Source organism: Paraburkholderia sp. MM6662-R1, from assembly GCF_050436245.1.
Lineage (GTDB): Bacteria > Pseudomonadota > Gammaproteobacteria > Burkholderiales > Burkholderiaceae > Paraburkholderia > Paraburkholderia tuberum.
The window spans coordinates 180,731-206,812 of the sequence record NZ_JBNDLV010000004.1 but is presented as its reverse complement, the minus strand read 5'-3'; the positions used below and the strand labels follow the sequence as shown (position 1 = coordinate 206,812).

The window sequence follows — 26,082 nt, the reverse complement described above, 5'->3', positions numbered from 1 at the left end:
GCAGCCCTCATCACGGCGCTCGTCCGACCTACGGTGCGTTTATACGTCACCGCTTCCCGCATTCCCGTGCTCTTGATCGATCAGGAGGCAATGCGTATGGAAAAGCCGTCAGATGAGAATCGCCGCTCCAAACCCTTCGGCGACAAACCCGCTTCCCATCTCGAGCAGGGCCCTCATGCAAAAAAGCTCGTCCTCACTGCGCTAGGCGGCATTGCGGTTCTGGTGGGCAGCGGTATCTACTGGGTGGTGACATTTTCGCATCGCGTGCCGGATGCGGATTGCTTTCTTCCCGGCATCGAGTGCGTTAAAAAGATCGCCGCGGTGATGAAGGAAGTCAGCGACGCGGATCGCGCAACCAGCATGGGCGAGAGCTGGCTGCTTGCGTTGCTGGTCACGGCCTTCACGTTCCTCGTGTTTTATGTCCACATTTGCCGTGGAGAAGAAGAACGGGCGCGGACCCTCGCGGAACGCGAGTTCGAGGAGAAGAAGCGTATCGCGGAAGAGGAAGGCGAGGCCGCTCCCGACGTCGACTCCCGCTCGAAGGGTGTAGTCGGCATCCTGCGAAGCTGGTTCGCGTCGCGCTGGTGCATTCCGGTGTTCTGCTACGTCCCCGCGGTATTGCTGTTCGGCGGAGAGATATGGGAGGGCTATACCGATGCGGTCGTACTCGCATTGGCGCTCGCCGCCATTTACGTGGCCGCCGAACACTATTGCGCGCTCGAGCAGCAACGCAAGCTCGTCGACGAGCAGGAAGCGGTGCTCGAGACCATCCGCAAGGAACTCAGCGACAAGGTGGCCAGCATCGATAACGCGATGGGAACCCGCTATGGTCTTCGCGTGATTTACGACGCCTATCGCGACCCGAACCACGACCAGTCCCGCGCAGAGGAGAGGAAGCGCTTGCAGCCGGGCGCGGCGCACCAGGCTCACGGCGGCGCGGCGAACGTTCAGGAGTCTGAAAAAGGCATTTTTTCGATCTATCGTTTCTTCGATATCGACAAGCAATGGTGGGCGCGCGAGTCCTGGGACGGCTATCGCAGCAGCCCCGCGGCGACGCTCTATCGGACCTTGAAGGAAGGCGCGCGCACGAAGATGACGCTGGTGACGCCCCTCGAATATCCCGAGTTCGACGACGGCTCGATGCAGGACAAGGCACTCTTCTTCGGCAAGTTCATTGGACTCGTATGGCATTACGTCGTGCTGTGGCACGTACGGCGCGCGCTCGAGGCCGACTCGAAAGACGTCGTGTGCGAACACAAGATCCGCATTGCGCAGACTTCGCTGTGGCTGCATGTGGTCGACCGGACCGTCTATCAGATTCTCGGCGACGATCGCGGCAAGGACGTCAAGGTGCGCAACCTGACGCACGACATGGATGAGATCTCGGTATCGCTCGCCCGCTGGGCCAAGCGTGAAATTCAAACGCTGGCGGCGCGTGGCCCGACCGTCGAGGAGTACATCTGCACCTGCCTGACCGATGCCCATCAGGCCATACCCGCGGACGGCGCGGCCACCTTCGGACAGAACGAGGATCACGTACTCGAAAGACTCGGATTCAAGGAATGGGCGAACGAAGGGGACGCGCCATCGGGAATTCGCAAGCGAGTGTTGGCCGCGCGCTGCAAGGGATTGATCCGGGATGCCGTGGCGATCATCGCCACGTCCGAGCCGGGGCAGACGGCGACCATCGACGGCCAATACGATCCGTCGATCGAAGAGATAGCAGCGGAGGTCGAGTGATGACTACTTCCATCGATGCGATGCTGGCCGACCTGGAGATCATCAGCGACCTGGTGATGTCCCTCGTGGTGCCGACGAAAAACACGGACCGGTCGAACTTCACGACGCCGATCTCGCTGATGGTCAGACACCATCTGGTCGGCGGGCAGTCGCCGCTTGCCGGTCGCGACGTGCGCGGTCTCGTCGACCGGCTCAAGCACTGCGCCGGCGCGCTGTGCAAGGTCGGATCGGGCAAGAAGCTGCTCGCCGATTCGCAGTTGATGCGGGGCATTCCTGCGGCGCCATATCAGGCGAATCAGTTCTACGTCGAGTTGCTGACGGCGGTGTCGCTCGGTCTTTACTTTCTCGGCGTGCCGATTGGCGAGCCGTGGGACCTGGTGCAGACCTGGGCCGACGAGGAGGGGGGCGGGCTACCGAACGGCATCTGCGTGGCGAAGGCGATCGGCGATATCGTGCGCTCGTCGCGCAAGTGGCATCCCACGCTGCCGGTGGAAGCCGATGCGAACGAGCGCGCCAAACGCAGGGCGTCGACGGATCTGATCGTCCATTCGTTCCTGCCGATGATCCTGTTTCGCGATCTGATCCTGTGGGGCGGCGGACAGCCGGAACCGGAGAATTCCGGGCTGCCGGAACATCCGTCGATCCGCAGTCAGACGGCGACCGGACCCACCGAAGGCGACGAGTCGGATGAACGGTCTTTGCTCGTGCCGTCGATCCATGCGTTGGGCCGCTGTTACGAAGTGTTGCAACTGCAACTTTACCTGAGGGCCGGTTATCCGATTTACTATGCCGTGCCAGAGGCCATTCTGAAGACCGAAATCTTGCGGTCCTGCGCGGCGGGAAAATCCACCGAGGAGTGCTGGGAAGAAATGTGCACGTTCCTGCGTGACAAGATCTTCCGCGGCAAGCTGCCCGACGCCGGCAATCTGCAGAAGCAGTGCGTCTACGTGATCGACCGGACCAAGCCTCCCGCGTGCTTCATCAATCACGATGCGGGGCTGCTGACCTTCGAAGGCATCGATCTCGACGTGGGCAGCCGCGAACTGCCGCTACCGGCGAGTTACATGCTCGATGAACGCAGGCAGCGCTACCGCAAGAGAGTGCTTTCGTTCAAGCCGGCCGATGACGAAGCCGCGCTGCGAAACCTCTTGAATGGCGCAAAGAACAAGGAACTTTTCAAGCATATCTTTCATGGCGCGAAAGATGATCATTCTGATCCGGCTCACGGCAAGGATGCCGCCAACGACGCCGCGAAGGACACCGTCACGGTGAGGTGACGATGCGCGGCGCACTGGGTATCGGGAACGCCGGATGCTAGGAATTTTAAGGTTGCTCCGACGCGGATCGCCTCTGGCGAAGCGATCCGCGCCATAACGAGGCGCGTCGCGCCGTACGTTGGCTGTTTCGTTGCAACGCCAGCAGGCAACTCCACAGTCAAACCTAGCAGGAAGGCACCATGGACAGGAATCGTGTAGAAGGTACAGCGAAGGAGCTCAAGGGCTCGGTCAAGGAAGCGATTGGCAAGGTCACCGGCAATCGCGCGAAACAGGCCGAAGGAGCGGCCGAAAAAATAGCCGGCAGGATACAGGCGAGAATCGGCGAAGAAACCGAAGAGGTACGAGAGCGTGTGAAGAGTTAGCGAGCCGAAACTTCACGTATCCGCAGCTTCATTTATCCCGCCCCCCGGTTTCGGGCGCATCAAGTCAGGCACGCAAGCCGTGCAATGACGCACCGCGTGCGTAGCGCCTCGCACGCTGCCGGTGTTCGCCGCGTCGCGCCCTCGCGGCGCGGCGTTCGACACCCGGAACGTGTAAATTTCTGTTACGGTCCAGAGTCAGCCGGCGCACTCGTCGCGCCGGCGCCGCATCGCCCATTCGAGGACGCTTCATGCTGGGATTCGACGTCGGCGCGGCCAGGAAAGTCTGGACCGCGTCTCTGCTCGCGCTGCTATTTTTCCTCATCTATATCGCGTCGACGACGGTGCTCGTCGTCGTGTTCGCGGTGTTTTTCAGCTATCTGATCTACCCGATGGTGGTGCTGGTCGAACGCGTGAGGCCGCGCCGCATGCCGCGCGTCGTGTCGATCGCGGTCGTGTTCGTCGTCGTGGTCGCGCTGCTCGCGGTGGTTGGCTCACTGTTCGGCGTGGAATTGCAGGATCAGGCGACGCGCCTCTTCACGCAACTGCCCGCGCTGCTGCGCACCGATGTGCCGAACCGTTTTCCGCTGCCGCATTTTCTCGAACCGCTGCGCGAGCGGATCGTCGATTTCGTGCGCAGCCAGATCGAGACCGGCTCGGACAACGCCGTGCCGTTGGCGCGCAGCCTCGGGCTCGGTGTCGTCCACGCGGCGAGCAACCTGATCTACCTGGTGCTGATTCCAATCCTGAGCTTCCTGCTGATCAAGGACGGCGAACGGATGCGCGACGCGTTTCTGGGTTTGCTGAACAGCCGGCATCGCGTGCTGTGGAACGAGATCGTCGTCGATCTGAACGTGCTGCTGTCGAAGTACGTGCGCGCGCTGCTGTTTCTGTCGCTCGCCACGCTATTTAGCTACGGCGTCGTGTTCTCGCTGCTCGGCGTGCCGTACGCGTTTCTGCTCGCGGTCAGCGCGGGGCTGCTCGAATTCGTGCCGTTCGCGGGGCCGCTTGCCGCGGTCGCGATCACGCTCGTGGTCGCCGTGTTCAGCGGCTATCCGCACCTGTTGTGGCTCGTGATTTTTATCGGGCTGTACCGGCTGTTCCAGGACTACGTGCTCAATCCGTATCTGATGAGCGAAGGCGTCGAGGTCAGTCCGTTTCTGGTGATCGTCGGACTGCTCGCGGGCGATCAGCTGGGCGGCGTCGCTGGGATTTTTCTCGCGGTGCCCGTGATCGCGACGCTGAAAATCGTGATCGGCCGGGCGCGCGTGTTTTACTCGGCGTCGCACGGGCAGGGCGAGGCCGCGCGGCGCGCGCTGACGGGCAGCACCGACGATGAGGCGTAACGCGCGGCTCGCAGTTGGCGCAGCGACACCGAGCGCTGCCTGGCATCGCTAACCTTCTCCAGCGATGTGAGCTTCGATGCCGGCGCGAGGCATCGTCGCGCCAGCGGCGCTGGCCGCCGCCACTTCGCGCGGCACGCCCTTCACGCGCGAGACCCACAGCACCGCCGCGCATGCGACCGCCACCGCCGCCCAGCCGACGGTTCCATACCCGGCGATGCGGCCATCAGCCGACGTGCTCAGCATCAAGCCGCCGAGCCACGCGCCAGTGCCGGTGCCGAGCGCCTGCAGCGCGCTGTTCGCGCTCAGGAACGCACCGCGTCGCGCGGGCTCGGGGACCGTGGTCAGCAGTGCCTGCATCGGCACCATGCGGCCGTTCATCAACACGAGGAAGCACGGGAAGAACAGCACGAGCGCGTAGAACGGCAGGTTCGGCAGATGCGTGATGAACAGCACCGGCACGAACGACAGCAGCGCCGCGCAGCGAAACACGCGCTGCGTGCCGAAGCGGTCGGCGAATCTGCCGACGAGGCGCGACGTGAAGAAGGTCGCCGCACCGCCGGCCATGTACAGCCACGACAGCTGTCGCGGCGCGACGCCGTGATTGGCGACCAGCATCGGCGCGATGAACGGGATCACCAGCATGTGCGCGATCATCATCATGAACGTCAGCGCGAACGCGTTCAGATGGCTTCGGTTGCTCAGCAGGCGCCACAGCTCGGGCAGTACTTCCGCGAGCGGCGGCTGCCGGCGGCTCAGATGCGCGGCCAGCGAGGGCACCTGTTGCGAGGCCGCGAACCACACCAGCAGCGACAACGCGACCAGCAGGAAGAACGGCGCCGCCCAGCCGAACTGCGCGCCGAGCATCACGCCGGCCGGCACGCCGGCGATCGCCGCGAGCGAGAACGCGGTCATGATCGTGCCGGTCGCGGCGCCGCGCCGTTGCAGCGGGATCACGTCGCCGACGATCGCCATGATCACGGAGCCGAGCACGCCGCCGGTGATGCCCGCGAACGCGCGCGCGGCGAGCAGCAGCGCGAAGCTCGACGCGAGCGCGCACGCGAGGTTCGACAGCGCGAACAGCGCGTAAATGGTGAGCAGCAGACGGCGCCGGTCGAAGCGGTCGATATAGGTCGCCGCGAATAGGCCCGAGAGCCCCGAGCACCACGAATACGCGGATACGGCCGTCGCGAACGCGGCCGGCGCGATCTGGAACGCGCTCATGATCTGCGGGCCGAGCGGCATCATCACCATGAAGTCCATGATGATCGTGAACTGCGTGAGCGCGAGCAGCCACAACAAACGACGCTCGTGCCGTGCAGTGATTGAGTACATCGCTTGATTTCCTTTTGTCGTTGTTCGAAGTACGCCGCTAATGCCGCGAGCCACGCGAGCAGAAGCTCAGTCGTCGATCGTTTCGTGGACCGCGACCGCGCCCTGTTTCCAGTAGCTGGCCGCGCGAATCCGCGTTTTGTCGACGCCGCGCTCGCCGCACAGATGTTGACGCACCGCGCGGATCGTCGCCGCTTCGCCGGCGGCCCACACATAGCCTTCACCGTTCACCGGCAGCCAGGTATCGCGCACCGCGTGCAACAGCGCTTCGCTGCGCGCGCCGGTCCGGGTGTCGGCTTCGCTGCGATAGCACCAGACGAGGTGCAGCTCGGCCTGCGTCGTGAACTCGATGCGCGCCGACGGATCGGCGACCTCGATCACCGCGGCGACGCGCGTGCCGGCCGGCAACTCTTCGAGACGGCGCGCGATCGCGGGCAGCGCGGTGTCGTCGCCGATCAGCAGATGCCAGTCGAAGCCGGTCGGAATCACCAGCGAACCGCGCGGGCCGCCGACGCCCAGATACTGGCCGGCCTGCGCCTGCGCGGCCCACGTCGCCGCGGGGCCCGCGTCGTGCATCGCGAACTCGATGTCGAGCTCGCGGGCGTCGCGATCGAAACGGCGCGGCGTGAAATCGCGCGCGGTCGGCCGCTTGCCTTCCGGGAACACCGGGCCGTCGGGGCCGGCTTGCGGCAGCGTAGGTTTGTCGGCGCCGGGGTCGGGGAAGAAGACCTTGATGTGGTCGTCGAACGAGGCTGAGACGAAGTCGTCCAGATCGGCGCCGGTGAAGGTCACGCGAATCAGGTGCGGCGTCAGCGCGCGCACCTGCTTGACCTGCAGCAGACGAAACTTCAACGGATGCCGTACGCGATGCACGGCGAGATCAGGGCGAGTGTTTTGCTCTTGCATGTGGGCGATGCTCCAGTTCGGTTCGGGAGGACGCGCGGGTCGCCTCGTGGACGGGCGCGCGCGCGTTGTCAGGTGGTCGGCTCGCTGTCGTTGCCGGGCTTTGCGATGTCGCCACGGTTGCCGCCTTCGATTTCTTTGGCCGCGCGCATCAGGATCGCTGCGATGCGGCGCTGTTCGTCGGCCGGCGCGTTGTCGCGGCGCAGCAGCGCGTTCTTCAGCGTGCGGCGCGCTTCATTCAGCTCGGGCACCCAGCCGCCTTCGCTGACGTCGGCCGGCTCCTCGCCGGCAAACGCGCGGCGCACCGAATCCATCTTGCGTGCGATATGCGAGAGTCGCGCGAGCATCAGCTCGACGCGCTCGCGGTTCGCGGCCAGATATTCGCGGCCCGCATCCGCCAGCTCATAGCGCTTGCGGTTGCCTTCGAGCTGCACGGTGACGTAGCCGAGTTCTTCGAGATAGGTCAGCGCTGGATAGACCATGCCGGGGCTCGGGCTGTAGAAGCCGTTCGAGCGCGTTTCGAGCGCCTTGATCAACTCGTAGCCGTGACTCGGCTGCGCTTCGATCAGCGATAGCAGCAGCAGTTGCAGATCGTCGGAGCTGAATTTGCGGCCACGCGGGAAACCATCGCCGTCGCCGCCGAAGCCGCCGGGGCCGCCGCCACCGTATCTGCCCGGACCGCCGAAACCACCGCCGAAGCGCGAGCCACGGCCGCCGAAGCGCCACTCGTGATGGCGGCCAAAGGCGTGACGCAAAACGTGCAGCAGGTAGTGGTGGCGGGCGCCGGAGGATGCTTCGGCGGCGCCCAGGTCGGCGACTTCGCTCGCCTGCGGCGACGGAAGGCGGAAACCGGCGTGAAAGCGGTCGCGCGCGCCGCGCGGACCGGAAAAATGATGAGGATGACGCATCTGGGACTCTCCTATGAGTGTCGTAAGATGCATCTTAAGATATATATCTTAAGATTGTCTGTCAAACTCTTTTTGCGGTAGGCAGCTCGTTGAGCGCGGCTACGGTGTCCGTGCTGCCGTTCATCTGTACGTTGTATTCCTTCGTGCCGATCTTCGCGGTGCCGCCCGGCAGGATCAGGTTCTGCGCGTTGACGGCGTTGACCACGTCGATTCGCGCAGCTCGGGCTTCGCGTGTGCATTGCGGATCTGGGTGAGGACCGCCTGGCGCATGCGACGCAGGCGATTGCCAGCGTGGCTGCTGAAGGCGCGAAGGAGGTACTGGCCGTCGAGACGGACGTCAGCCCCCGCGCTGCTCGAGTGGCTCGCGGCAATCAACCAGTTGATCGACTTTCAGGAAGCACTGAACCGGCAGGGCAGCGCCGAGGCACGCCAGATAAGCGTCGATTTCCGCTTGATGATGCTCGCGCTGACCGGGCTTGCGTGCGTGATCGGTCTTGGCGTTGCGGTGCTTGTCGTGCGCAACATAGGCCGGTCGCTCGGTACCGAGCCGCGAGAGCTGATCGCGTTCGCCGATGCGATCCGGCGCGGCGATCTTTCCCAGTGCGCCGACTTGCGCACCGGCGATACGGGTAGCGTGATGGCGACTGTCGTGCGGATGAGAGAAGCGCTCGCGGACATCGTGGGACAGGTGCGCGATGGCGCCGATGCAGTCGCCGACATGAGTCACGCGATTGCCGCCGGCAATGCCGATCTTGGCGCGCGCACCGAGCTCCAGGCCAGCGCGCTCGAGCAGGCCACCGGCGCACTCAAGGAATTCGACGCGAGCGTGGCCACCAACGCTGCGAACGCGGGACACGCGGACGAGCTTGCCAGGCACGCCTCGGAAACGGCTGGGGAAGGCGGCATGGCGGTCGGCCGGGTGGTGGAGACGATGCATGGGATACGGGCGTCGTCGGCGCGCATCGCGGAGATCATCTCGGTCATCAACGGGATCGCGTTCCAGACCACATCCTCGCGCTGAACGCGGCGGTCGAGGCCGCGCGGGCAGGTAGCCAGGGACGTGGTTTTGCCGTGGTGGCCGGCGAGGTCAGAGTCCTCGCGCAACCCGGCGCTTTCGCTCGCCAGCAGCTACTCGTGAGCGCATGGCGGCATAACCCGATTTTCAATTCAATCGAAATCGTCCGCGCTGCAGGCGCGCGGACATCGATACGTTTCTGTCGGCTGTAAAGGCGTATTTCGCTCGCGGCTGATGTCCGTGCGATGCCGGTTTTTTCATCGCGTGTTGACATGGCGCGTTCGGGTCGGACAATAATCTCAGCCCCGACACTCGCCAACTCAGGTTCCAAGCGTGAACGACATCACCGGCATTCCCCCCTCGCGGGCTGATCATGTCTATGTCAGTGTCCGCGAAGATATCTTCGATATGCGCCTGCTGCCCGGCGACCGCGTGACGGAAGGCAGCATCGCCGAGCGCTTCGGCGTGTCCCGCACGCCTGCGCGCGAGGCCTTGCAGCGCCTGCAAAGTGACGGCCTGATGCGCGGCTATGTGCGCGGCGGCTGGGAAGTCGTGCCGGTCGATTTCAAGCGCTTCGAAGACCTGTACGAAATGCGCAAGCTGATTGAAACCTTTGCGGTCTCGAAGCTTGCGAGTGCCGAAGGAGCGCTCTCCGAAGGCGTCGCACAGATGCTCGGTCAGCTTGAACAAATCTGGAAGATCCCGCCTGCTCATCGTCGGCGTGACGGCCGCGAGATGGTCGCGCTCGACGAAGCATTTCATCACGCCCTCGTGCAGGCCGCCGATAACGCCGAGCTGACCAATGCGATGCAGCGCGTGACCGATCGCATCCGGGTCGTGCGGCGGCTCGATCTCGTGTACGGCGACTGCATCGACGAAACCTACGGCGAACATGTCGCGATCCTCGATGCGATTCGTTGTCGCGAAACGGATCGTAGCGTTGCGTTGATCGCGCGCCATATCGAGGGTAGCCGCGTTGCGGTGCGCACCTTGACGGGCGAGCGCCTGCAACGCGCACGCACTGCAATGGGGCCGAATGCGGTCCCCTATGCACCACCCAGGTTGCGGGGCACCAGGTAGCGACATCGCCGCGCGTACCGAGCCGTGCGAAACCCTATCTGGCGCGCATGAGCGGGCGACTCGCGTGCTGGCATGCTTCTCGCGTTAGTGATGGTATGTATACAAGCAAAAGCCCCGTCCAATATGTCATCTAGTTTTCTGAATCCGACGCGCGGCGCGAGGGGCATGGCCGTCGCGCCGAATGCGCTCGCGGCGCGCTGCAGTTTCTCGCTCGACGAGGACAGCCCCAATCGCAAAGCGCCGTGTTTTCACGCATCGCGAATTTCGGCTGGAACCCGCAGGCGGCGATCGACGCGCCTCGCTGGCTGCTCGGCCGCACATGGGGCCAATCGACCGACACGCTCAAGCTCGAGCCACGCTTCGCCGCGCACACGGCAGCAACGCTCAGCGCGTTCGGGCACGAGGTCGAGATGATGGCGCCTTACGATGAAGCGATGGGGCATGCCGGCGCAATCGTTCGGCACCCTGATGGGTTAATCGAAGCGGGCTACGATCCGCGCAGTGACGGGGCCGCTGCGGGCTGGTAGACACCGCGCGCTTTTTCTCAAATGACTTGCCGTTCCGGCCGTTCAGGCCCGGAGGACGGCGCACGTCTCGCGCATGCCGGCTGGCATGCGCTCAGGAAACGGAGAACACCATGAACACACGCTTGCAACCGATCGCGCCGCGTATCGAGAATGTCTCGACGTCCGTCACGCATAACCGCTGGATTCAACTTGGACTGGGTCTCGTCTGCATGATGGCGATCTCGAGTCCGCAATATGTCTGGACGTTGATGACCAAACCGCTCGCCGCGAAATTGGGCATCGCGTTGCCTGAACTGCAGGTGACGTTCGCGCTGCTGATCATTCTGCAGACGTTTTTTTCGCCGTTTCAAGGCAAGCTGATCGACCGCTTCGGTCCGCGCACGCTGATCTCGTTCGGCACAGTGATGTCCGGCCTGAGCTGGGTGTTCGCATCGCAGGTCCAGAGTGCGCCGATGCTCTATCTGACGTATGGCGTGATCGGCGGCCTTGGCACGGGCATCGTATATGTTGGCGTTGTCGGGCTGATGGTGCGCTGGTTCCCCGCGCAGCGAGGCTTCGCGGCGGGCGCCGTCGCCGCCGGCTATGGCATGGGCGCGATCGTCACGACGTTTCCGATCGCAGCGTCGTTGCAGGCGCGCGGTGTCGAGGCGACGCTGTGGATGTTCGGCACCGCGTTCGCGGTGGTAGGGCTGCTCGCATCGCAGGGCTTGCGTGTGCCGCCCGCGCATGATGCCGCCGGCGCGAATGTGAATGAGGCCGGTTCGCCGGTGGCGAATCTGCGCCCGTCACAGACGCTCAGGACGCCGATCTTCTGGCTGATGTTCGCCATGATGACGATGATGTCGACCTCCGGTCTAATGGTCACGTCGCAAATGGCCACCTTCGCCGCCGATTTCGGCGTGACCAAAGTGCTCGTGTTCGGCTTGGCGGCGCTTCCGCTTGCGTTGACGATCGACCGCTTCACGAACGGGCTCACGCGACCGCTGTTCGGCTGGGTGTCCGACAAAGTCGGCCGCGAAAACACGATGTTCTTCGCGTTCGCCCTGGAAGGCGTCGCGATGGCGCTGTGGCTGTTCACGCGCGATAACGCGGTGCTGTTCGTGTTGCTCTCGGGCGTGGTGTTCTTCGGCTGGGGCGAAATCTTCTCGCTGTTCCCGGCGACGCTGACTGACACGTTCGGCACGCGGCATGCCACGGAAAACTATGGCTGGCTCTACATTTCGCAGGGCATCGGCTCGATCCTGGGCGGCCCGCTCGCGGCGTTGATGCACCAGCACGCGGGTAGCTGGTTGCCGGTGTTCGGCGCGGCGATCACGCTTGACATCGTTACCGCATTGCTCGCGATTGCGGTTCTCAAGCCGATGCGCCGCCGTTTTCTTGCCGCACCGCGCGGCGTTTGACGGCAAGTGGGTGCTCGTTCGTTGTACAACTAATTGCCGGGTGGCGCGCGCCCTTCATGGGCGCGCCGCGCATACCGTCACAGTCACGCCTCTTCTAACAGGCGTCGTTCAGCCGCCGTCGGTCTTGTACGTTGAAGCGGGCTCACTCGTGGATGTTCCAGTGACGCTCCCGCGGCTCGCGGCTTGATTGTCGCCGGATATGTTTTTGGTTCGCCGCCGCGATAGTCTCGATCCCACATATTCAATCTTCACGCTTCCGTCGCGTCGGTCCGCTCGTTCGCGCAGAAGAAACTCGCGGAACGCCGCCGATGGCTTGGAGCTGCAGTTCGGCACCAATATGCCTGGCCGCTACACACTCTCGGCGCTGCTCATGCCCGCTCTCGAACTTGCCGCGACTGAATCGCCTGACCGGCCACGCATCGTTACGATTGCTTCCATCGCGCACAAGCAGGGGGAGTTCGCGAACCTGTTCAGGATCGGTGTCCAGGCTTACCCCGAGACGGACGGCAAGATAGGGATCTGCGTCAATCCGGCAAGCGCCCGGAATGGAGATGCAGCAGTTTCCAGCCGCCCTCGCGTTTGACCCAGATTTCAGTTATGAGCGCGCGAATGTTGAGCTCAGATCCATCGGTCCTGCGCACCAGGGATTGCTCGAGATGGCCCGTCGTGATCACGGTGTCTGGCAGGAACCTATACGCGAGCGGTTGCGGACGCACGATTTGACGCACCTTGATCTTCTCGGTAAGGAAGGACAGATACTCCGACTTGCCGTGAACGTAGCCAGCTGAATGGACGAACGTCAGATCGTCGTCGAGTAGCGACGCGAGTTTGTGCAGGTCTCCAGCCACCGTGGCGTCGCAGCGCTGTTGTTCCAACGCCTCGACGGCGGCCTGAACGGACGCATCTTTCATCGTAAATCTCCCGAAAATACTGCATGGATACCTCTTGCCAGAGACGGTGCCGGCCGCGTCGTGGCTCGATTCGGCTCAACGCAACAGTTCGCCGCTCAGTCCATCTGTCTTCGAAGGCGACCCGGCCCGAGACTTTCCCGTCGGCAACCCATAGCTCGCAAGCAGCGCGACCGTGCATGCGGCGATGACATACCAGGCTGGCGCTGCCAAGGAGCCGGTCATGCGAATCAGCATGGTCGCCAGCAAGGGCGCAAAGCCGCTGAATACGACAACGGCCAGGTTGTAAGCCAGCGCGATTCCGCTGAATCTGACCTGGACAGGGAATTGGTCGGCGAGCACCGACGCCCATGTCCCGCTTGCCAGTGAAAAAACCACGCCGGCAAGCACAAACAGCACCACCGGATTGACGGTATGTCTCGCCAGCGCTTCATAGAACGGGTAGCTCAATGCGATCAGCAGCGCCGCTGACGCTCGAAGCAGGTACCGGCGCGGAATCTTGTCCCCGAGCCAGCCTGCGGCGAGCAGGCCGAGGGAACTGACGATCAGATAAGCGTTCTGGGCAATTGCCGCGGTCCGTGGTGCATAGTGCAGCTGCTGGACGAGGTAGGCGGGCATGTGGCCATAAAGTATGCCGTTGACGCCGGCCATCACGGCGATCGCCAGTGCCCCCGTCACGACCGCTTTGCCATGACGTTGCAAGGTCTCGCGAAACGGCTGTTTGACGACAGCTCCTTGCATCCTCTTGAACTCGGGCGACTCGTCCAGATTACGGCGCATCAGGTAGGAGGCGATCCCGCAAACGCCGCCGAAAAGAAACGCGATCCGCCAGCCATACGCCGCCGCGTCCGTGGCGGACAGGTAGGTCTGGATGCCGAGGTTGACGAATGTGGCCAGCAAAACACCCAGGTTCACCGCGCAGATAATAATGCCCGCGGCGAGCCCCGCCCGATGCGGCGCGGCTTCCACTGCATAGGTAATCGCGCCGGGCATTTCTCCGCCCACGCAAAAACCCTGAAGCATGCGCAGCAGGATCAACAGGATCGATGCGGTCATGCCCCAGCTCTGAAAGTTGGGCAGCAGACCAAGACAGATCGTCGCGGTCGTGACCGCAATGATTGAGCCGAGAAACACTGGACGTCGGCCATACCGGTCGCCCCAGCTACTGAGCACAATTCCGCCGAGCGGTCGGATCACGTACCCGATTGCGAGCACGGAGAAAGTAGCCAGCATGCTGACCAGCGACGACGAGTTCGGGAAAAACTGGGCCGCGATGTTATGGGCAAAAAAGCCGTAGACGATGAAATCGTAAAATTCCAGCGAGCCGCCAAGGCTTGCGATGAGAATCATTTTCCACTGCGACCGGGACAAGCCGGATGGCTGTGAACGGTCGGCGCCGCCGACCGGGTTGTGGGATATTCCCATGACTCCTCCAATTTGATTATCGGATTCTTTGTCCGATGGTCTATGTGCGTCGACCGCGAGACATCTCGCGTGACAACGGGGGTTGCGGGCTCACATGGCCACAGCACCTTCGGTTTGCAAGCCGGATACGGCGTGGTGCAGAAGGTTTTGCAAGGATTCACCGTCCTGCGCGACGCCGTACACATACCGGTCGGGGCGTACAAGCACCGCTGGAGCGTTGATCGACTCCAACCACTCGCGAACAGCCGCTCCATCGCTGGCCACAATCCCGACGCCCGCTTGCGCAGCGCTATTGGCGACGTCGGGGCATTCACGGAGCAATTCCGGTCGCGCAAGCAGCGCAAACCGATAGCCGACCACGTCGTCCACGAGTTGTCCGTCCAGCAGGCGGGGTTGCGGTGCAATATGCCCGGCCACGCCCGATGGTTCATCGATCCATGCGCCCGGGCCAAGCCTGGGTTGTGGGGTCACGAAATTGCGAATCGCTGCGCTCATTTCTTCATCACGGACTTCGGCCAGGTCTGACCTCGTTGTTTGAATGACTGAGCCGAGCTGTACCGCCGTTTCGATAAATAAGCGCACGTGCGGCGAGCGTTCGGATTCGTAGCTGTCGAGGAGGGTATCGGGCGCTTCGCCATGAATGACGGCACCAAGCTTCCACGCGAGATTCGACGCGTCGCGAATGCCGGCTCCCATCCCCTGGCCCATAAAGGGTGGCGTCTGATGTGCGGCATCGCCTGCAAGCAGCAGTCGGCCACGGCGCCAACCGTTCGCCACGACCGAGTGAAATGTATATATGGCAGAACGTTCGAGGCGCGCATCGGCCGGAGAAATCCAGCGAGCGAGTTTGTCCCACAGCCATTCGGGGGACGTGAGTTGCGTCACGTCATCACCGGGCATCACCATGATTTCCCAGCGGCGCCGATTTCCGGGACCACGCGTGTAAGTGGTCGGGCGCGCCGGGTCGCAGTATTGGACCGAGTAGTCGCCAAGATCGGGCCGCGGCGCATCGAGCAATACGTCGACCACAACCCAGCGTTCATGCGATTTCAGATCGGTCAATTCGGTGCCCATGAAGCGTCGCGCAATCGAGCGTGCACCGTCGCAGCCGACTACATATCGCGCGGTGGTACGTCCAAGTTTGCCGCAGCACGTATCCTCGAAGCGCAACTGGACGCCATCGCTCGCCTCGTCAAGCGCGAACACTTCGTGGCGCAACCGGACGTCAACGCTCGATTGCTGCGCAAGACGCTCGCGTAACGCATTCTCGAGATCGGGCTGATGGAACTTGTAACTCGCACTCCAACCCTGTGGTCCGATACAGGTTGGCCGTTGCCAGTCGATCAGCAACTTGCCTTCCCCGTTCACGAATTTCATGCCGGGACCCACGAACAGCTTGGGTAGCAGCTTGTCGGTTAAACCGAGGGTTTGGAACACGCGCATGCATTCACCGTCGAAATGCACCGCGCGAGGAAGCGCGAAAATCTCCTTGTCTCGCTCCAGCACCAGCACCCGCAAGCCTTCGATTGCCAGCAGGTTCGCGAGCGTCGCCCCGGTGGGCCCGAGACCGATAACGGCCACGTCGTAGTCGCACGCGTGCGTCGAAATGGTTTTCTCTAACATGTCTTGTTCCGCCAGATAGACACGCCGAGCGCGCACGAACGCGCCCGGCTACGACTTTTACGCTTCGTCGGCGATTGGATTGGACAGAACGCCGATCCGATCAACCTCCACTTCCGCCACGTCGCCGGCCTTCATGAACAGCGGCGGATTGCGCTTCGCGCCGACGCCCCCAGGCGTGCCGGTCACGATCACGTCTCCCGGAGAGAGCGGGGTGAACGTCGACAGGTAGGCAATCTGTTTGGCAATGCCGTGAATCAGCATCTGCGTCGTCGCGCGTTGCACTTCCTGTCCATTCAGGCGGGTGACGAGCGTCATCACCGCATTGGGTTCGATCTCGTCGCTCGTCACCATCCACGGTCCGAACGCGCCGGTGCGATAGAAATTTTTGCCCGGGCCCCACTGGCCCGTATGAAGCTGCCAGTCGCGCACGGAACCGTCGTTGTAGCAGGCGTAGCCAGCGATGTGATTCCACGCGTCGGCCTCGGCGATGCGTCGTCCACCGCGCCCGATGATGACGGCAATCTCACCCTCATAGTCGAACTTCTGCGACTCAGGCGGACGCAGCATCGGCTGGCCATGGCCCACCTGGGAAGCCGGCACCCGCATGAAGATGACCGGATGCTCGGTGGTTTCGCGGTTGGTTTCCTTGACGTGGTCTGCGTAGTTGAGTCCCACGCAAAAGATTTGTTCAGGGTTCGGGATCACAGGCAGCAGCGTGACTTCCGACAGCGGGTAGTCGCCCTGCGCGCCATCGGCGGCCTGCGCGGCCTCGCGGAATGCGTCGGCGGCAATCAGTGCCTTCAGATCGGCATAACGGCCGCCGAGACGTTTGCCAAGGTCGAACACGGTTTCATCGCGAACGATGCCGAACGATGAGCCAAGGTGGGTGGAGAAGCTGGCGAGTTTCATTGATGCTCCGGGTAGATAAAAAGTAGGTAGGATCAAGGCCAGGATTCGTAAAAAACCCGTGCATTTATCTTATAGTGAGAATATACTAAATTTATCTAATGTCACAACGTGTTTTTTCTTAGGGTTTATCACTACTTGGAGACAGGCATGGACGGTATGAAGAAAGCGAGGGCAGGGCTGTCGCTCAGTCACATGGGCTTCTATGTGAGCGACATGGCGCGCGTGGAGGACTTTTATACGCGGGTGATGGAATTCACCGTGACGGATCGGGGTTCGCTGCAGACGCCGCACGGCGCTGTGCAGTTGGTATTCTTGAGCCGCGATCCCGCGGTGCATCACCAGATCGTGCTCGCGAGCGGCCGCCCCGAGCACTTGGCGTTCAATCCGATCAACCAGATTTCGTTCACAGCCGACAGCCTTGCCACGTTGAGGCGGTTTCATCGGCAGTTCATTGCGGAAGGCCTGCAGGAAATCAACCCCGTCACCCACGGCAATTCGGTTTCGATCTATGCGCGCGATCCCGAGGGCAATCGCCTCGAGCTCTACATCGACACGCCGTGGTACGTCGACCAGCCGATGCGGGTGCCGGTGGACTTCGGCTTGCCCGATGCTGAACTGATGGCGGCTGTTGAACGCCACGCAAGAACGCTATCGGGATTCAGGCCGCGAAGTGTCTGGCAAACCGAAATGGCCGAGCGCATGGGGCTTGCATAAGCGTGGCGCTGCGTGCGACTGTTTCCGTGCGGTGGTCGTTGAAGGCGTCAATGGCGATCTTGCCAGTGCATATAATTCCGTTCACACACGAGGAGGCGCAGCGCAATAGATGTCGAGCATTACGAGACTTTTATCCATACTCGAGCTGTTTTCGGAGGCGAAGCCGTTCCTGTCCGTCGAAGACGTTGCCGCCGAACTCGATTGCTCAACCCCAACGGCTTATCGCTATGTACGCGAGCTCCTGGATGCAGGCTTGCTCATCCGGTTTGCAGGAGGAGACTATGGTCTCGGCCCTCGCATCATCAAGCTTGACTACCACCTGCGCATGTCGGATCCGCTGCTTGCGGTCGGGCAGCCGATCATGCGTGAGTTGAGTGAACACTCCGGCTTCGATGTGGTGATGTCGCGCTGGTACGGTAACGAACTCGTGGACACGCATCGTGAGACTCACGGCGCGGCGCTTGACCTCCGGTACGGCCGGGGCCGTCCTCGCCCCCTGTTTCTCGGCGCCGCTCCAAAAGCGATCCTGTCCACCTTTCCGAAGGCCAAGCTCGCGGTCCTGTTCGATCAGTATGCTGACGAGATCGCGCAAAGCGGCCTTGGGGCGACACTCGACGAGTTTCGCGCGTCGCTGCTCAAAATCCGGCGTGCCGGTTTTTATCTGTCGAGGGGCGAACTGGAAAGCAGCGTTTCTGCACTGGCGTCGCCGCTATTTACGGACGACTCCAGTGAAGCAGTCGGTTCGCTTGCGGTGATCGTGCCGACCCAGCGACTCGAATTTGCCAATCTGGACCGTCTTGTCGAATCGATCCGGGAGGCAGCGGCGCGAATCTCGCAGCGTACGCGTGCGTTGGTTGAAAGTCGGAGGACCGGAGCCATCACGTCGTCGCACACCGTTGCGCGAGGCAAGCGGTCCGCATGATGGCCGTCACGTGAACGTCATTCGATCGCGCTCGCGCACTTGAACCTCGGTGGGTTCGGGGGAAGCGGCACTTGCGACGAACGAACTGGTAGCACGAACGTGTAGACCGACGGGTCGTCAGGAGAGGGCCGTCTTGAAGCCGCAAAAAGGCGGTTGGTCACTTGCGACCCTGCGGAATGCGGCTCTGAAGTGTCGACAGACAAGGCGTGCAATCCGGAGCGCCGTCGGAGCGAAAACGCGATCCCGGCCTTCGATTCAAATTTCATTCCAATCGCCTGGCCGCTTCACAAAACAATCCCAAATGAGAAGACCTTTCTTGCCGCCCCGCGTACTGAAAAGCCTGCTCGGCTTCAACGACGGCCCGTGGCGGTGGTCGGCCGGCGTCGGAGGGGGCGTCGCCATGGGCGTGCCTCTGAGCGCGTTCATGCTGGCCGGCCACCCGTCACTCGGGCTCATCACTTCTCTCGGCGCCTTCACGGCTCTCTACGGCTCGACGCTGCGCCTGGGCGACCGGCTCCAGGCCTTGCCGTTCGTCGCGGCGGGGTTCGTGGCCGCCTCCACGCTGGGCGTACTGTGCGCGACGAATGCGTGGCCGACCATCGCCTGCCTCGTCGCCGTGGCTGCGCTCGCCAGCATCATTCTGCTCGGTGTCGGAATGGGCCCGCCCGGGCCGATGCAGTTCGTGCTGGTCGCCGGTGTCAGCGGTCATCTGGCCGCTTCCGCGCGTTTCAGCGGTTCGCCCCTTGGCGTCTTTATGATCCCCTCTCTGGTCGCGGTCGGCGCGCTCAGTGCGTACTTGCTCGTGATCGCACCCCTCGCGCTGCCGCTTGTGCACCAGCGCAAGGGCGAAGCGTCCAGCTTGCGCATGCGGTTTCCTCCCGGCTTGCTCGACGGGGAAAAGGCCACGATCGCCGCGAGGGTGATCGTTGCGGTCGCCAGCGCCGGCTTGCTGAGCCTGTCTTTTGGGGAGCACCGTGCCTACTGGACGGTTATGGTCGCGGGTGCGGTGCTGCAGGGCAGCCACGTCTCGCGCTCAAGTGCCATTCGGGCCGTGCATCGCGTTGTGGGCACGGTCTTGGGCGCGGCTGTCTTTGGCTTGATCCAGCTCGTCGACCCGAAAGGCCTCTGGCTCGTCGGGGTCCTCGCGCTGCTCCAGTTCGCGATCGAAGTCGTGGCCGCGCGGCACTACGCCCTGGCCCTGACCTTCATTACCCCAACCGCGTTGACCATCTCAGCGGTGGGCGGGACGAGCGCTCCCCTCGCCCTCGTCGGCGAGCGGATCGTGGACACGTTCCTTGGGGCGGTCATCGCCATGGTAGTTCTCTTGGGCAGCGAATGCGTCAGGGGACGACGCGCACGATAAGCAGGTGGAGGATTCCGGGCTTGTCGCGAAGCGCATTGGGTCTTGCTGATTACTTTCCGATCATGTTCAGCGCCGTGTCCCGCACCGCGCGCTTGAACCTGGTCTGATCTTCAGGAAGTGACGAGAAAGCCCGCAGCATATGGTGGTAAGCCACGGTATTGCTGATGGCGTTCATCAGCATGGAAAACATGACCTCGGGGTGGTGCGGTTTCAATTCCTTCGCCCTCGATGCATCTTCGAGCAAAGGCACGAACACGTCGTGATAGGGGCGCACCAGACGCCCGATGAGTATGTTGAAGCGCTCGCCTTCTTCGGTCGCGGCAGTCGAAAAAAACATACCAAGGTCGGGTTCGTCGAAAACCTGATCGATGAAAAGAACCACTGCGTGTTCGACACGCTCACGCGCACCTAGCGTGGCCGAGCGCAACCTGGCTGTGGCGTCGATCATTGGCGCAGCCTGATCCGCGATCTGCTCTACCACCGCAACCCATAGCGCTTCTTTCGACCCGAAATGATGCGCGATCAGCGCCGGGTCGACACCCGCGTCGCGCGCGATTTCCCGCACGCTGGTAGCGTCGAATCCACGCTTTGCGAAGGTGCGCCGGGCATGTCGCAGGAGGACGTCGGCACCGACGGAAGCGCTGTACGCGGGTCGTCCGCGGGTACGCTTTTTCTCGATCAGCCTGGCAGGTCCTGACGTTACGTCGTTCATTTGGGTGTGAGTTGTGGATCGTCAATTCAGCCGAAGTTTAACTGACGGCGCGTGAGACGCTGAGGAGGGCCGCGGTTTGACGGAGCTCGTGCTTTAGGCTACGATGCGATTTATTCATCATGCGTTGAATTTATTATGTCGCAACCAGTACGAATTGTCATCGTTGGCGGCGGGATTGCGGGAATTTTGCTGGCTACCCGACTCGGCGACCTGTTAGGGCGCAGCGGCCGGGCCAGCGTCACGCTGATCGACAGCAGCCCGACGCACATATGGAAGCCGATGCTGCACACTATTGCAGCCGGCACGCGCGATGTTCAGCAGCAGCAGGTGATCTACCTCGCCCATGCCCGCGATCACGGCTTCACCTATCAGCCCGGCGCAATGAACGGGCTCGATCGAAGCCGGCGGCTGGTCCAGCTCGACGAGCTCAGGACGCCGGAAGGTGAAGTAGTGCTCGGTCCGCGAACGGTCGGGTACGACGTGCTTGTGCTGTCGCTGGGTAGCCGGGCGAACGATTTCGGCGTGCCGGGCGTGAAAGAGCACTGCCATTTCATCGACAGTCAAAAACAGGCCGAAGCGTTCAACGCCGCGTTGCGAGCGCGCGTATTTCGAAGCGTCGCGAAGGACGAACCACTGCGTGTGGCGATCGTCGGCGCGGGTGCAACGGGTGTTGAGCTGTCCGCTGAACTGAGCCGCTTCCTTGACGTTGCGTCGAGTTACGGAGACCCGACTGTGCGAGAGCGGCTAAGTCTGACGCTGCTCGAAAGCGGCCCGCGCGTGCTCGGGGCGTTTGCGCCGGAGATATCGGCATCGAGCCAGTCGCAGCTCGAGCATATCGGTTTTCGCGTGCTGACTTCGGCGCGTGTTACCGCGGCAGAGGCGAATGGTTTTCGCCACGGCGACGGCACGCTTGCCGAGGCCGATCTGATGGTCTGGGCAGCGGGCGTCAAGGCGCCGGATTTCATGAACAATCTCGACGGACTCGAAACGAACCGGTCCAACCAGATCGTCGTCGGAGCGAGTCTGCAGTCTTCGCGTGACGATCACGTGTTCGCGCTTGGCGATTGCGCAAGCCTGACACTTGCCGGTCACGAACGGCAACTTGCACCGACCGCGCAGGTCGCCACGCAGCAGGCCGAGCATCTCGCGCGTCACCTTCCGGGGTGGCTTGCAGGCAAGCCACTTGCCGATTTCCGTTTCCGCGATTTCGGTTCGCTCGTCTCGCTGAGCGACTACAACGCGTTCGGCACGCTTGGGCGCTTCGGACTCTTTCGTGGCGGTTTCGTGCGCGGACGTTTCGCTCAACTGAGTCACGCCATGCTCTACCGGCGCCATCAGCAGGCTCTCCATGGCTTTCGAAAGGCGACGCTGCTGTGGACAGCGGAACAGATCAACGGTCTCGTCCAACCGAAGATCCGCCTGACCTGAAAGTGGCGCCGAACCCTTTGCAGACCCTGTCGGTTTCCTGGTGCGACTCGTGCAGCGGTCGCTGTGATTACCAGCCCTGACGGGTGTTCATCGCGAAGGGGCCGGGGACGTGCGTGTTGAGCGGTCATCCGATTGAGGCGGGCGACGCCGTGTACTCTCCCAGAGCAGGCGATCCGCCGCCGCGAAACGCAGGCGCAATGATGGTCGCGGCTTCCGTTAATGTCCAACTGTGACCTTGCGCGCGTTTATATTCTCGGGGACGCGGTTTCGAATCGACATGCCAGAAGCAAGCGAGGCATCGGGGACGAAACAACGAGCCATGTGGCAATTAATAGGTATTCCTATATGTGCGACATTGCCTATCACGAAGCGACATCGCTATATGCGGCGTTTTGCCGATGAGAAGCTGACGCGCACAAGGATCGAACCAATTGTTGCGGCGAGGGGGACAGTGTTTTACGGCCAGCAAGGACACCGATGCATGGACCAAGGCGCTACTATTGCCCGTGCTTTGTACAACGATGCAAAGCACAGGGCCACTCGAACCCGACACGCTGTGATAAGGCAGAGGCGCGGTGTGCAGCACAGCACCTCTGGTGCGTATGCGTGGGCTTTAAAGACGCGACGTCATTTGACGTCACTACTGGAGAGATAGTTGAAAATCGAACAAATCCGCAAAGATGCTTTTGCGATGCCCGTCCACAATCCTTCCTACCCCCGCCCGCCGTTTCGCTTCCTTAATCGTGAGTACTTCATCGTTTCGTACGAGACCGACATGGACGCATTGCGCGCCGTGGTGCCGGAACCACTGACAGTCGCAAGCCCCCTCGTGCATTACGAATTCATTCGCATGCCAGACTCGTCGGGATTCGGCGATTACACGGAAAGCGGCCAGGTTATCTCGGTAAGAGATGATGCCGGCGCGCCAGGCAGCTACACACACGCGATGTATCTCGACGACGAAGGCCCGATTGCCGGTGGTCGTGAGATTTGGGGCTTCCCCAAGAAGCTGGCGAGTCCGAAATTGCGTGTTGACGGCAACGACACGCTGCTTGGAACGCTCGACTATGGCACCCAGCGCATTGCCACGGGCACGATGGGCTACAAGTACGAGCCACTTGACCTCGAGGTCGAGCGCAAGAAGCTGGCGGACACGCCGAACTATCTACTGAAAGTCATTCCGCACGTCGACGGTTCAGCCCGCATCTGCGAGCTCGTGCGCTACTTCCTGCGGGATGTCACGGTGCTCGGCGCGTGGGGCGGTCCGGCCGCGCTTGAGCTGCACCCCCATGCCTTGGCTCCGGTGGCGGATTTGCCGGTGCGCAAAATCGTCGGCGCGCGGCACGTTATCGCCAATCTCACGCTCGACATCGGGGAGGTGGCTTTCGATTACCTCGCCGAGGCGCCGGCACTCAAGCTTGCCGCGAATCAGTAAGCACCCTCTGACATATTAAGGAAAAGGCATGTCCGTAAAAGACAAGGTCGCGCTCGTGACGGGCGCTGCAAGTGGTATCGGTGAACAGTGCGCACGCAAGCTCGCGGCGCTCGGCGCGTCGGTGGTAATCGCGGACCTGAACCTCAAGGCTGCTGAGAGCGTGGCCGAGAGCATCCGCAAGGAGGGTGGCAAAGCGCTGCCTGTATCAATGGACGTGACGAGCGAAGAAGCGGTCAACGCCGGCATCCAGCAGGCTGTCGACAGGCTTGGCAGCATCGATGTGTTGGTCTCGAACGCGGGCATCCAGATTGTTAACCCGATTGAAGATTATGCTTTCTCCGACTGGAAAAAAATGCTCGCAATCCATCTGGACGGCGCGTTCCTCACGACCAAAGCTGCGGTCAGGCACATGTACGCTACGGGCAACGGTGGGTCGATTATCTATATGGGCTCGGTCCACTCGCACGAAGCGTCGAAGCTGAAGGCTGCCTACGTGACGGCCAAGCATGGACTGCTCGGTCTCGCACGCGTGGTAGCCAGGGAAGGTGGTTCGCGCGGTGTACGGGCCAATGTCGTGTGTCCGGGGTTCGTGCGCACGCCGCTTGTCGACAGGCAGATTCCGGAGCAGGCGATAGCGTTGGGCATTTCGGAAGCAGACGTCGTCAAGAACGTGATGTTGAAGGAAACGGTCGACGGCGAATTCACGACGGTGGAAGACGTCGCCAACACCGTGGCATTCCTCGCCGGCTTCGAATCGTCCGCATTGACGGGCCAGTCCATTATCGTCAGCCACGGCTGGTCGATGCACTAAGGAGCCGCCCAGTGCGTCAAGATCAAGAAACATCAGGCACACCTCGCAAGACTTTCAAGCTTCCGGCCTATGACGAGGTCGCTCTCGTGCTACAGGGTGGCGGCGCGCTGGGCTCCTATCAGGCCGGCGTCTACGAAGGCCTCGAGGAAGCTGGCATTCATCCGGACTGGATTTCCGGCATCTCCATCGGCGCGCTTAACACAGCCATCATCGCGGGCAACGCTCCGGGCAAGCGTACCGAGGCATTGCATGGATTCTGGAACACCATCTGCCAGCCGGCGGACATGCTTGGGAACCTTGGCGCGTGGCTACCCCGCGCCGCGGGCATGCACGACCTGTCGCGCAAGTGGTCGAGCTGCTGGGCGGCAGGCCGCGCACTCACCGAAGGGCAGCGAGGCTTTTTCTCGCCGCGCCTTCCGGTGCCCATCCCAGGGATGGGCAAGCGCTCGCCAGAAGAAGTGAGCTTTTACGATACCACCGCGCTTCGGGCGACCCTTCTGCAATTCGCCGATTTCGACAGAATCAACGACGGCGATATTCGCGTCTCCGTCGGCGCGGTCAACGTGCGCACGGGTAACCTGGTCTACTTCGACAACACCCAGATGCGCCTTTCGCCAGAGCACTTCATGGCCTCGGGTGCGCTCCCTCCGGGCTTTCCTGCCGTCGAGATTGATGGCGAATATTACTGGGACGGCGGTCTGGTGTCGAACACGCCATTGACCGAGGTTGTAAGCGACCCGCAGCACAAGGACACCCTGGTCTTCCAGGTTGACCTGTGGAGTTCGAGCGGCGGCCTCCCGGGCGACATGCTGGATGTGTCCGAGCGCGCCAAGGACATCCAGTATTCCAGCCGGACCCGCGCTATCACCGCGATGCTCGGGTCGAACCAGCGTCATGCACAGCTCATCAAGGAGCTACTGAAGCATGTGCCGCCGGGCCTGGAGAAGCAGCATCCGCTCATCCGGGAGGCACGGGAAGTTGCCGATGGCAGTACGGTCAATGTTGTGCACCTCATATACAAGAACAAGGCGTATGAGGGGCACTATAAGGATTACGAATTCAGCATCGACACGATGAGCGAGCACTGGCAGACGGGCCTGGACGACATTCGCGCGTCGTTTGAGCATCCGGACTGGTTTGCGATACCGAATCACGATTCGGGATTCGTGACGCACGACGTGCATCGTCCCGGGGGCGCGCCTTACGCGGCGCGACTGGAGGGCGCTACCAAGCCAGCGCATTACTCGCGCAGGCGCCATAAAGCGGGCGTCGCGCAACCGCATCTCGAAGTGGCAGCGCCGAAGTCCGCCCCACCTGGGGAAACGACGAAGGAAGCTGTGCAGGATGCGACAGGCCGCTAGCCATCGTGGGGCCGGCCGGGTTCAGGTTGGCCGGTCCCTTTCCACGCCAGCCAAAGGGGCGCTGCCGCAGGTGAGTTCGGCTGCGCGTCCAGTAGCGCAAGCGACTACCGAAGCCAAGCAGAAGCGCGGAGAGTCGGAACAGATGATTTCCCGCGCGAGCCAGCAGGCCGTCAGCAATGTGGCGGCGCATTGCTGACGGTGGCGGCATTGAGCAACCCGACGGCAGCTTCCTGCATCTGCGAACTCACACTCCCTACCCTGAAAAGACCTTCAACTTTCTCGTTAGCAGGGTGTCGCTGGACGCCCTTGGTGGAATTCATCGATCAAGCTCGGCGAGTCTTCCGCAAGAAGAGCATCGAATGACCAAGCTACACGCTGACGAGAAACTTTCCGCAAGCCGGGCTCGAGCCGATGCGCTCATCCGGCACCCCCTGACCGGCCACCGGCTATCCAGTCCAGTCGCGCGTGCAAAGGTCCGACTCAAGCGAGCCGACGGGGTAGGCCGTACTGGATTCGAACCAGTGACCAACGGATTAAAAGTCCGCTGCTCTACCAGCTGAGCTAACGGCCCGTCTCGCCCGATGTCC

26 protein-coding genes, 1 tRNA gene and 1 pseudogene are annotated in these 26,082 nt (G+C 62.4%); 17 read left to right on the top strand and 11 right to left on the bottom strand.

The window, feature by feature from the left end; genetic code table 11:
• Positions 1 to 96 precede the first annotated feature (96 nt).
• The 4 genes from OKW39_RS30750 to OKW39_RS30735 all read left to right on the top strand — a co-directional run bounded on the left by OKW39_RS30750 (position 97) and on the right by OKW39_RS30735 (position 4,722).
• Entirely contained in the window at positions 97 to 1,740 is a 1,644-nt protein-coding gene (locus OKW39_RS30750; protein WP_429564383.1) for a hypothetical protein, read from the top strand.
• Positions 1,740 to 3,017 (top strand): hypothetical protein, encoded by a 1,278-nt coding sequence (locus tag OKW39_RS30745; protein WP_429564382.1) that lies wholly within the window; start codon positions 1,740 to 1,742, stop codon positions 3,015 to 3,017. Before OKW39_RS30750 ends, OKW39_RS30745 begins: the two co-directional genes overlap by 1 nt.
• A gap of 179 nt (positions 3,018 to 3,196) precedes the next feature.
• Positions 3,197 to 3,379 (top strand): CsbD family protein, encoded by a 183-nt coding sequence (locus OKW39_RS30740; RefSeq protein ID WP_018425391.1) that lies wholly within the window; start codon positions 3,197 to 3,199, stop codon positions 3,377 to 3,379.
• Between the two features lie 248 nt (positions 3,380 to 3,627).
• Positions 3,628 to 4,722 (top strand): AI-2E family transporter, encoded by a 1,095-nt coding sequence (locus tag OKW39_RS30735; RefSeq protein ID WP_090806509.1) that lies wholly within the window; start codon positions 3,628 to 3,630, stop codon positions 4,720 to 4,722.
• Between the two features lie 48 nt (positions 4,723 to 4,770).
• Here OKW39_RS30735 and OKW39_RS30730 read toward each other — a convergent pair whose 3' ends face one another.
• The 4 genes from OKW39_RS30730 to OKW39_RS30715 all read right to left on the bottom strand — a co-directional run bounded on the left by OKW39_RS30730 (position 4,771) and on the right by OKW39_RS30715 (position 8,067).
• On the bottom strand, positions 4,771 to 6,054 hold the full coding sequence (locus OKW39_RS30730; RefSeq protein WP_184011232.1) for an MFS transporter: 1,284 nt from the start codon (positions 6,052 to 6,054) through the stop codon (positions 4,771 to 4,773).
• 66 nt (positions 6,055 to 6,120) lie between these two features.
• Complete coding sequence (locus OKW39_RS30725; RefSeq protein WP_090809630.1) at positions 6,121 to 6,957, bottom strand: siderophore-interacting protein; 837 nt, start codon at positions 6,955 to 6,957, stop codon at positions 6,121 to 6,123.
• 68 nt (positions 6,958 to 7,025) lie between these two features.
• On the bottom strand, positions 7,026 to 7,862 hold the full coding sequence (locus OKW39_RS30720) for a PadR family transcriptional regulator (RefSeq protein ID WP_429564381.1): 837 nt from the start codon (positions 7,860 to 7,862) through the stop codon (positions 7,026 to 7,028).
• Between the two features lie 61 nt (positions 7,863 to 7,923).
• Complete coding sequence (locus tag OKW39_RS30715; RefSeq protein WP_429564380.1) at positions 7,924 to 8,067, bottom strand: hypothetical protein; 144 nt, start codon at positions 8,065 to 8,067, stop codon at positions 7,924 to 7,926.
• 63 nt (positions 8,068 to 8,130) lie between these two features.
• On the opposite strand from OKW39_RS30715, the gene OKW39_RS30710 reads away from it, so the two are divergent.
• From OKW39_RS30710 to oxlT, 5 genes and pseudogenes are all read left to right on the top strand, one after another.
• Positions 8,131 to 8,883: a methyl-accepting chemotaxis protein gene (locus tag OKW39_RS30710; protein WP_429564379.1), complete on the top strand. Its 753-nt coding sequence runs from the start codon at positions 8,131 to 8,133 to the stop codon at positions 8,881 to 8,883.
• Positions 8,871 to 9,089 (top strand): methyl-accepting chemotaxis protein, encoded by a 219-nt coding sequence (locus OKW39_RS30705; RefSeq protein WP_429565464.1) that lies wholly within the window; start codon positions 8,871 to 8,873, stop codon positions 9,087 to 9,089. Before OKW39_RS30710 ends, OKW39_RS30705 begins: the two co-directional genes overlap by 13 nt.
• 121 nt (positions 9,090 to 9,210) lie before the next feature.
• Complete coding sequence (locus OKW39_RS30700; protein ID WP_429363914.1) at positions 9,211 to 9,957, top strand: GntR family transcriptional regulator; 747 nt, start codon at positions 9,211 to 9,213, stop codon at positions 9,955 to 9,957.
• 218 nt (positions 9,958 to 10,175) lie between these two features.
• Positions 10,176 to 10,484 (top strand): annotated as a pseudogene (locus OKW39_RS30695) (gamma-glutamyltransferase); the annotation flags it as partial.
• Between the two features lie 110 nt (positions 10,485 to 10,594).
• The gene (gene oxlT / locus OKW39_RS30690; RefSeq protein ID WP_429564378.1) at positions 10,595 to 11,884 is read left to right on the top strand and encodes an oxalate/formate MFS antiporter; all 1,290 of its coding nucleotides are present in this window, start codon (positions 10,595 to 10,597) and stop codon (positions 11,882 to 11,884) included.
• 524 nt (positions 11,885 to 12,408) lie between these two features.
• On the opposite strand, the gene OKW39_RS30685 is transcribed toward oxlT, so the two are convergent.
• The 4 genes from OKW39_RS30685 to OKW39_RS30670 all read right to left on the bottom strand — a co-directional run bounded on the left by OKW39_RS30685 (position 12,409) and on the right by OKW39_RS30670 (position 16,749).
• The gene (locus OKW39_RS30685) at positions 12,409 to 12,795 is read right to left on the bottom strand and encodes a nuclear transport factor 2 family protein (RefSeq protein ID WP_429564377.1); all 387 of its coding nucleotides are present in this window, start codon (positions 12,793 to 12,795) and stop codon (positions 12,409 to 12,411) included.
• 75 nt (positions 12,796 to 12,870) lie between these two features.
• Positions 12,871 to 14,217: an MFS transporter gene (locus tag OKW39_RS30680; protein WP_429564376.1), complete on the bottom strand. Its 1,347-nt coding sequence runs from the start codon at positions 14,215 to 14,217 to the stop codon at positions 12,871 to 12,873.
• Positions 14,218 to 14,307: 90 nt separating this feature from the next.
• Positions 14,308 to 15,840 carry a bifunctional 3-(3-hydroxy-phenyl)propionate/3-hydroxycinnamic acid hydroxylase gene (locus tag OKW39_RS30675; RefSeq protein ID WP_429564375.1) on the bottom strand — a complete coding sequence of 511 codons (1,533 nt, stop codon included), beginning with the start codon at positions 15,838 to 15,840 and terminating at the stop codon, positions 14,308 to 14,310.
• A 57-nt stretch (positions 15,841 to 15,897) separates the two neighbouring features.
• The gene (locus tag OKW39_RS30670) at positions 15,898 to 16,749 is read right to left on the bottom strand and encodes a fumarylacetoacetate hydrolase family protein (protein WP_090809645.1); all 852 of its coding nucleotides are present in this window, start codon (positions 16,747 to 16,749) and stop codon (positions 15,898 to 15,900) included.
• A 147-nt stretch (positions 16,750 to 16,896) separates the two neighbouring features.
• Here OKW39_RS30670 and OKW39_RS30665 point away from each other — a divergent pair, with 147 nt between their 5' ends.
• From OKW39_RS30665 to OKW39_RS30655, 3 genes are all read left to right on the top strand, one after another.
• The gene (locus OKW39_RS30665) at positions 16,897 to 17,463 is read left to right on the top strand and encodes a VOC family protein (protein WP_090809646.1); all 567 of its coding nucleotides are present in this window, start codon (positions 16,897 to 16,899) and stop codon (positions 17,461 to 17,463) included.
• Between the two features lie 109 nt (positions 17,464 to 17,572).
• Positions 17,573 to 18,385, top strand: a complete 813-nt coding sequence (locus tag OKW39_RS30660; protein WP_090809648.1) for an IclR family transcriptional regulator — start codon at positions 17,573 to 17,575, stop codon at positions 18,383 to 18,385.
• 316 nt (positions 18,386 to 18,701) lie between these two features.
• Positions 18,702 to 19,748 (top strand): FUSC family protein, encoded by a 1,047-nt coding sequence (locus OKW39_RS30655; RefSeq protein ID WP_429564374.1) that lies wholly within the window; start codon positions 18,702 to 18,704, stop codon positions 19,746 to 19,748.
• A gap of 49 nt (positions 19,749 to 19,797) precedes the next feature.
• Here the strand turns inward: OKW39_RS30655 and OKW39_RS30650 are convergent, their stop codons facing one another.
• Positions 19,798 to 20,460, bottom strand: a complete 663-nt coding sequence (locus OKW39_RS30650) for a TetR/AcrR family transcriptional regulator (RefSeq protein WP_429564373.1) — start codon at positions 20,458 to 20,460, stop codon at positions 19,798 to 19,800.
• 135 nt (positions 20,461 to 20,595) lie between these two features.
• On the opposite strand from OKW39_RS30650, the gene OKW39_RS30645 reads away from it, so the two are divergent.
• From OKW39_RS30645 to OKW39_RS30625, 5 genes are all read left to right on the top strand, one after another.
• A complete protein-coding gene (locus OKW39_RS30645) occupies positions 20,596 to 21,888 on the top strand; it encodes an NAD(P)/FAD-dependent oxidoreductase (RefSeq protein WP_429564372.1) in 1,293 nt (430 codons plus the stop codon).
• A gap of 83 nt (positions 21,889 to 21,971) precedes the next feature.
• Entirely contained in the window at positions 21,972 to 22,121 is a 150-nt protein-coding gene (locus tag OKW39_RS30640) for a DUF3331 domain-containing protein (RefSeq protein WP_090809656.1), read from the top strand.
• 422 nt (positions 22,122 to 22,543) lie between these two features.
• Positions 22,544 to 23,323: an acetoacetate decarboxylase gene (locus OKW39_RS30635; protein ID WP_429564371.1), complete on the top strand. Its 780-nt coding sequence runs from the start codon at positions 22,544 to 22,546 to the stop codon at positions 23,321 to 23,323.
• A gap of 28 nt (positions 23,324 to 23,351) precedes the next feature.
• Entirely contained in the window at positions 23,352 to 24,134 is a 783-nt protein-coding gene (locus OKW39_RS30630; RefSeq protein ID WP_429564370.1) for a 3-hydroxybutyrate dehydrogenase, read from the top strand.
• 11 nt (positions 24,135 to 24,145) lie between these two features.
• On the top strand, positions 24,146 to 25,495 hold the full coding sequence (locus OKW39_RS30625) for a DUF3734 domain-containing protein (protein ID WP_429564369.1): 1,350 nt from the start codon (positions 24,146 to 24,148) through the stop codon (positions 25,493 to 25,495).
• Between the two features lie 170 nt (positions 25,496 to 25,665).
• On the opposite strand, the gene OKW39_RS30620 is transcribed toward OKW39_RS30625, so the two are convergent.
• Both OKW39_RS30620 and OKW39_RS30615 read right to left on the bottom strand, forming a co-directional pair.
• Positions 25,666 to 25,815: a hypothetical protein gene (locus OKW39_RS30620; protein WP_429564368.1), complete on the bottom strand. Its 150-nt coding sequence runs from the start codon at positions 25,813 to 25,815 to the stop codon at positions 25,666 to 25,668.
• Between the two features lie 178 nt (positions 25,816 to 25,993).
• Positions 25,994 to 26,066 (bottom strand) — tRNA-Lys (locus tag OKW39_RS30615).
• Positions 26,067 to 26,082 lie beyond the last annotated feature (16 nt).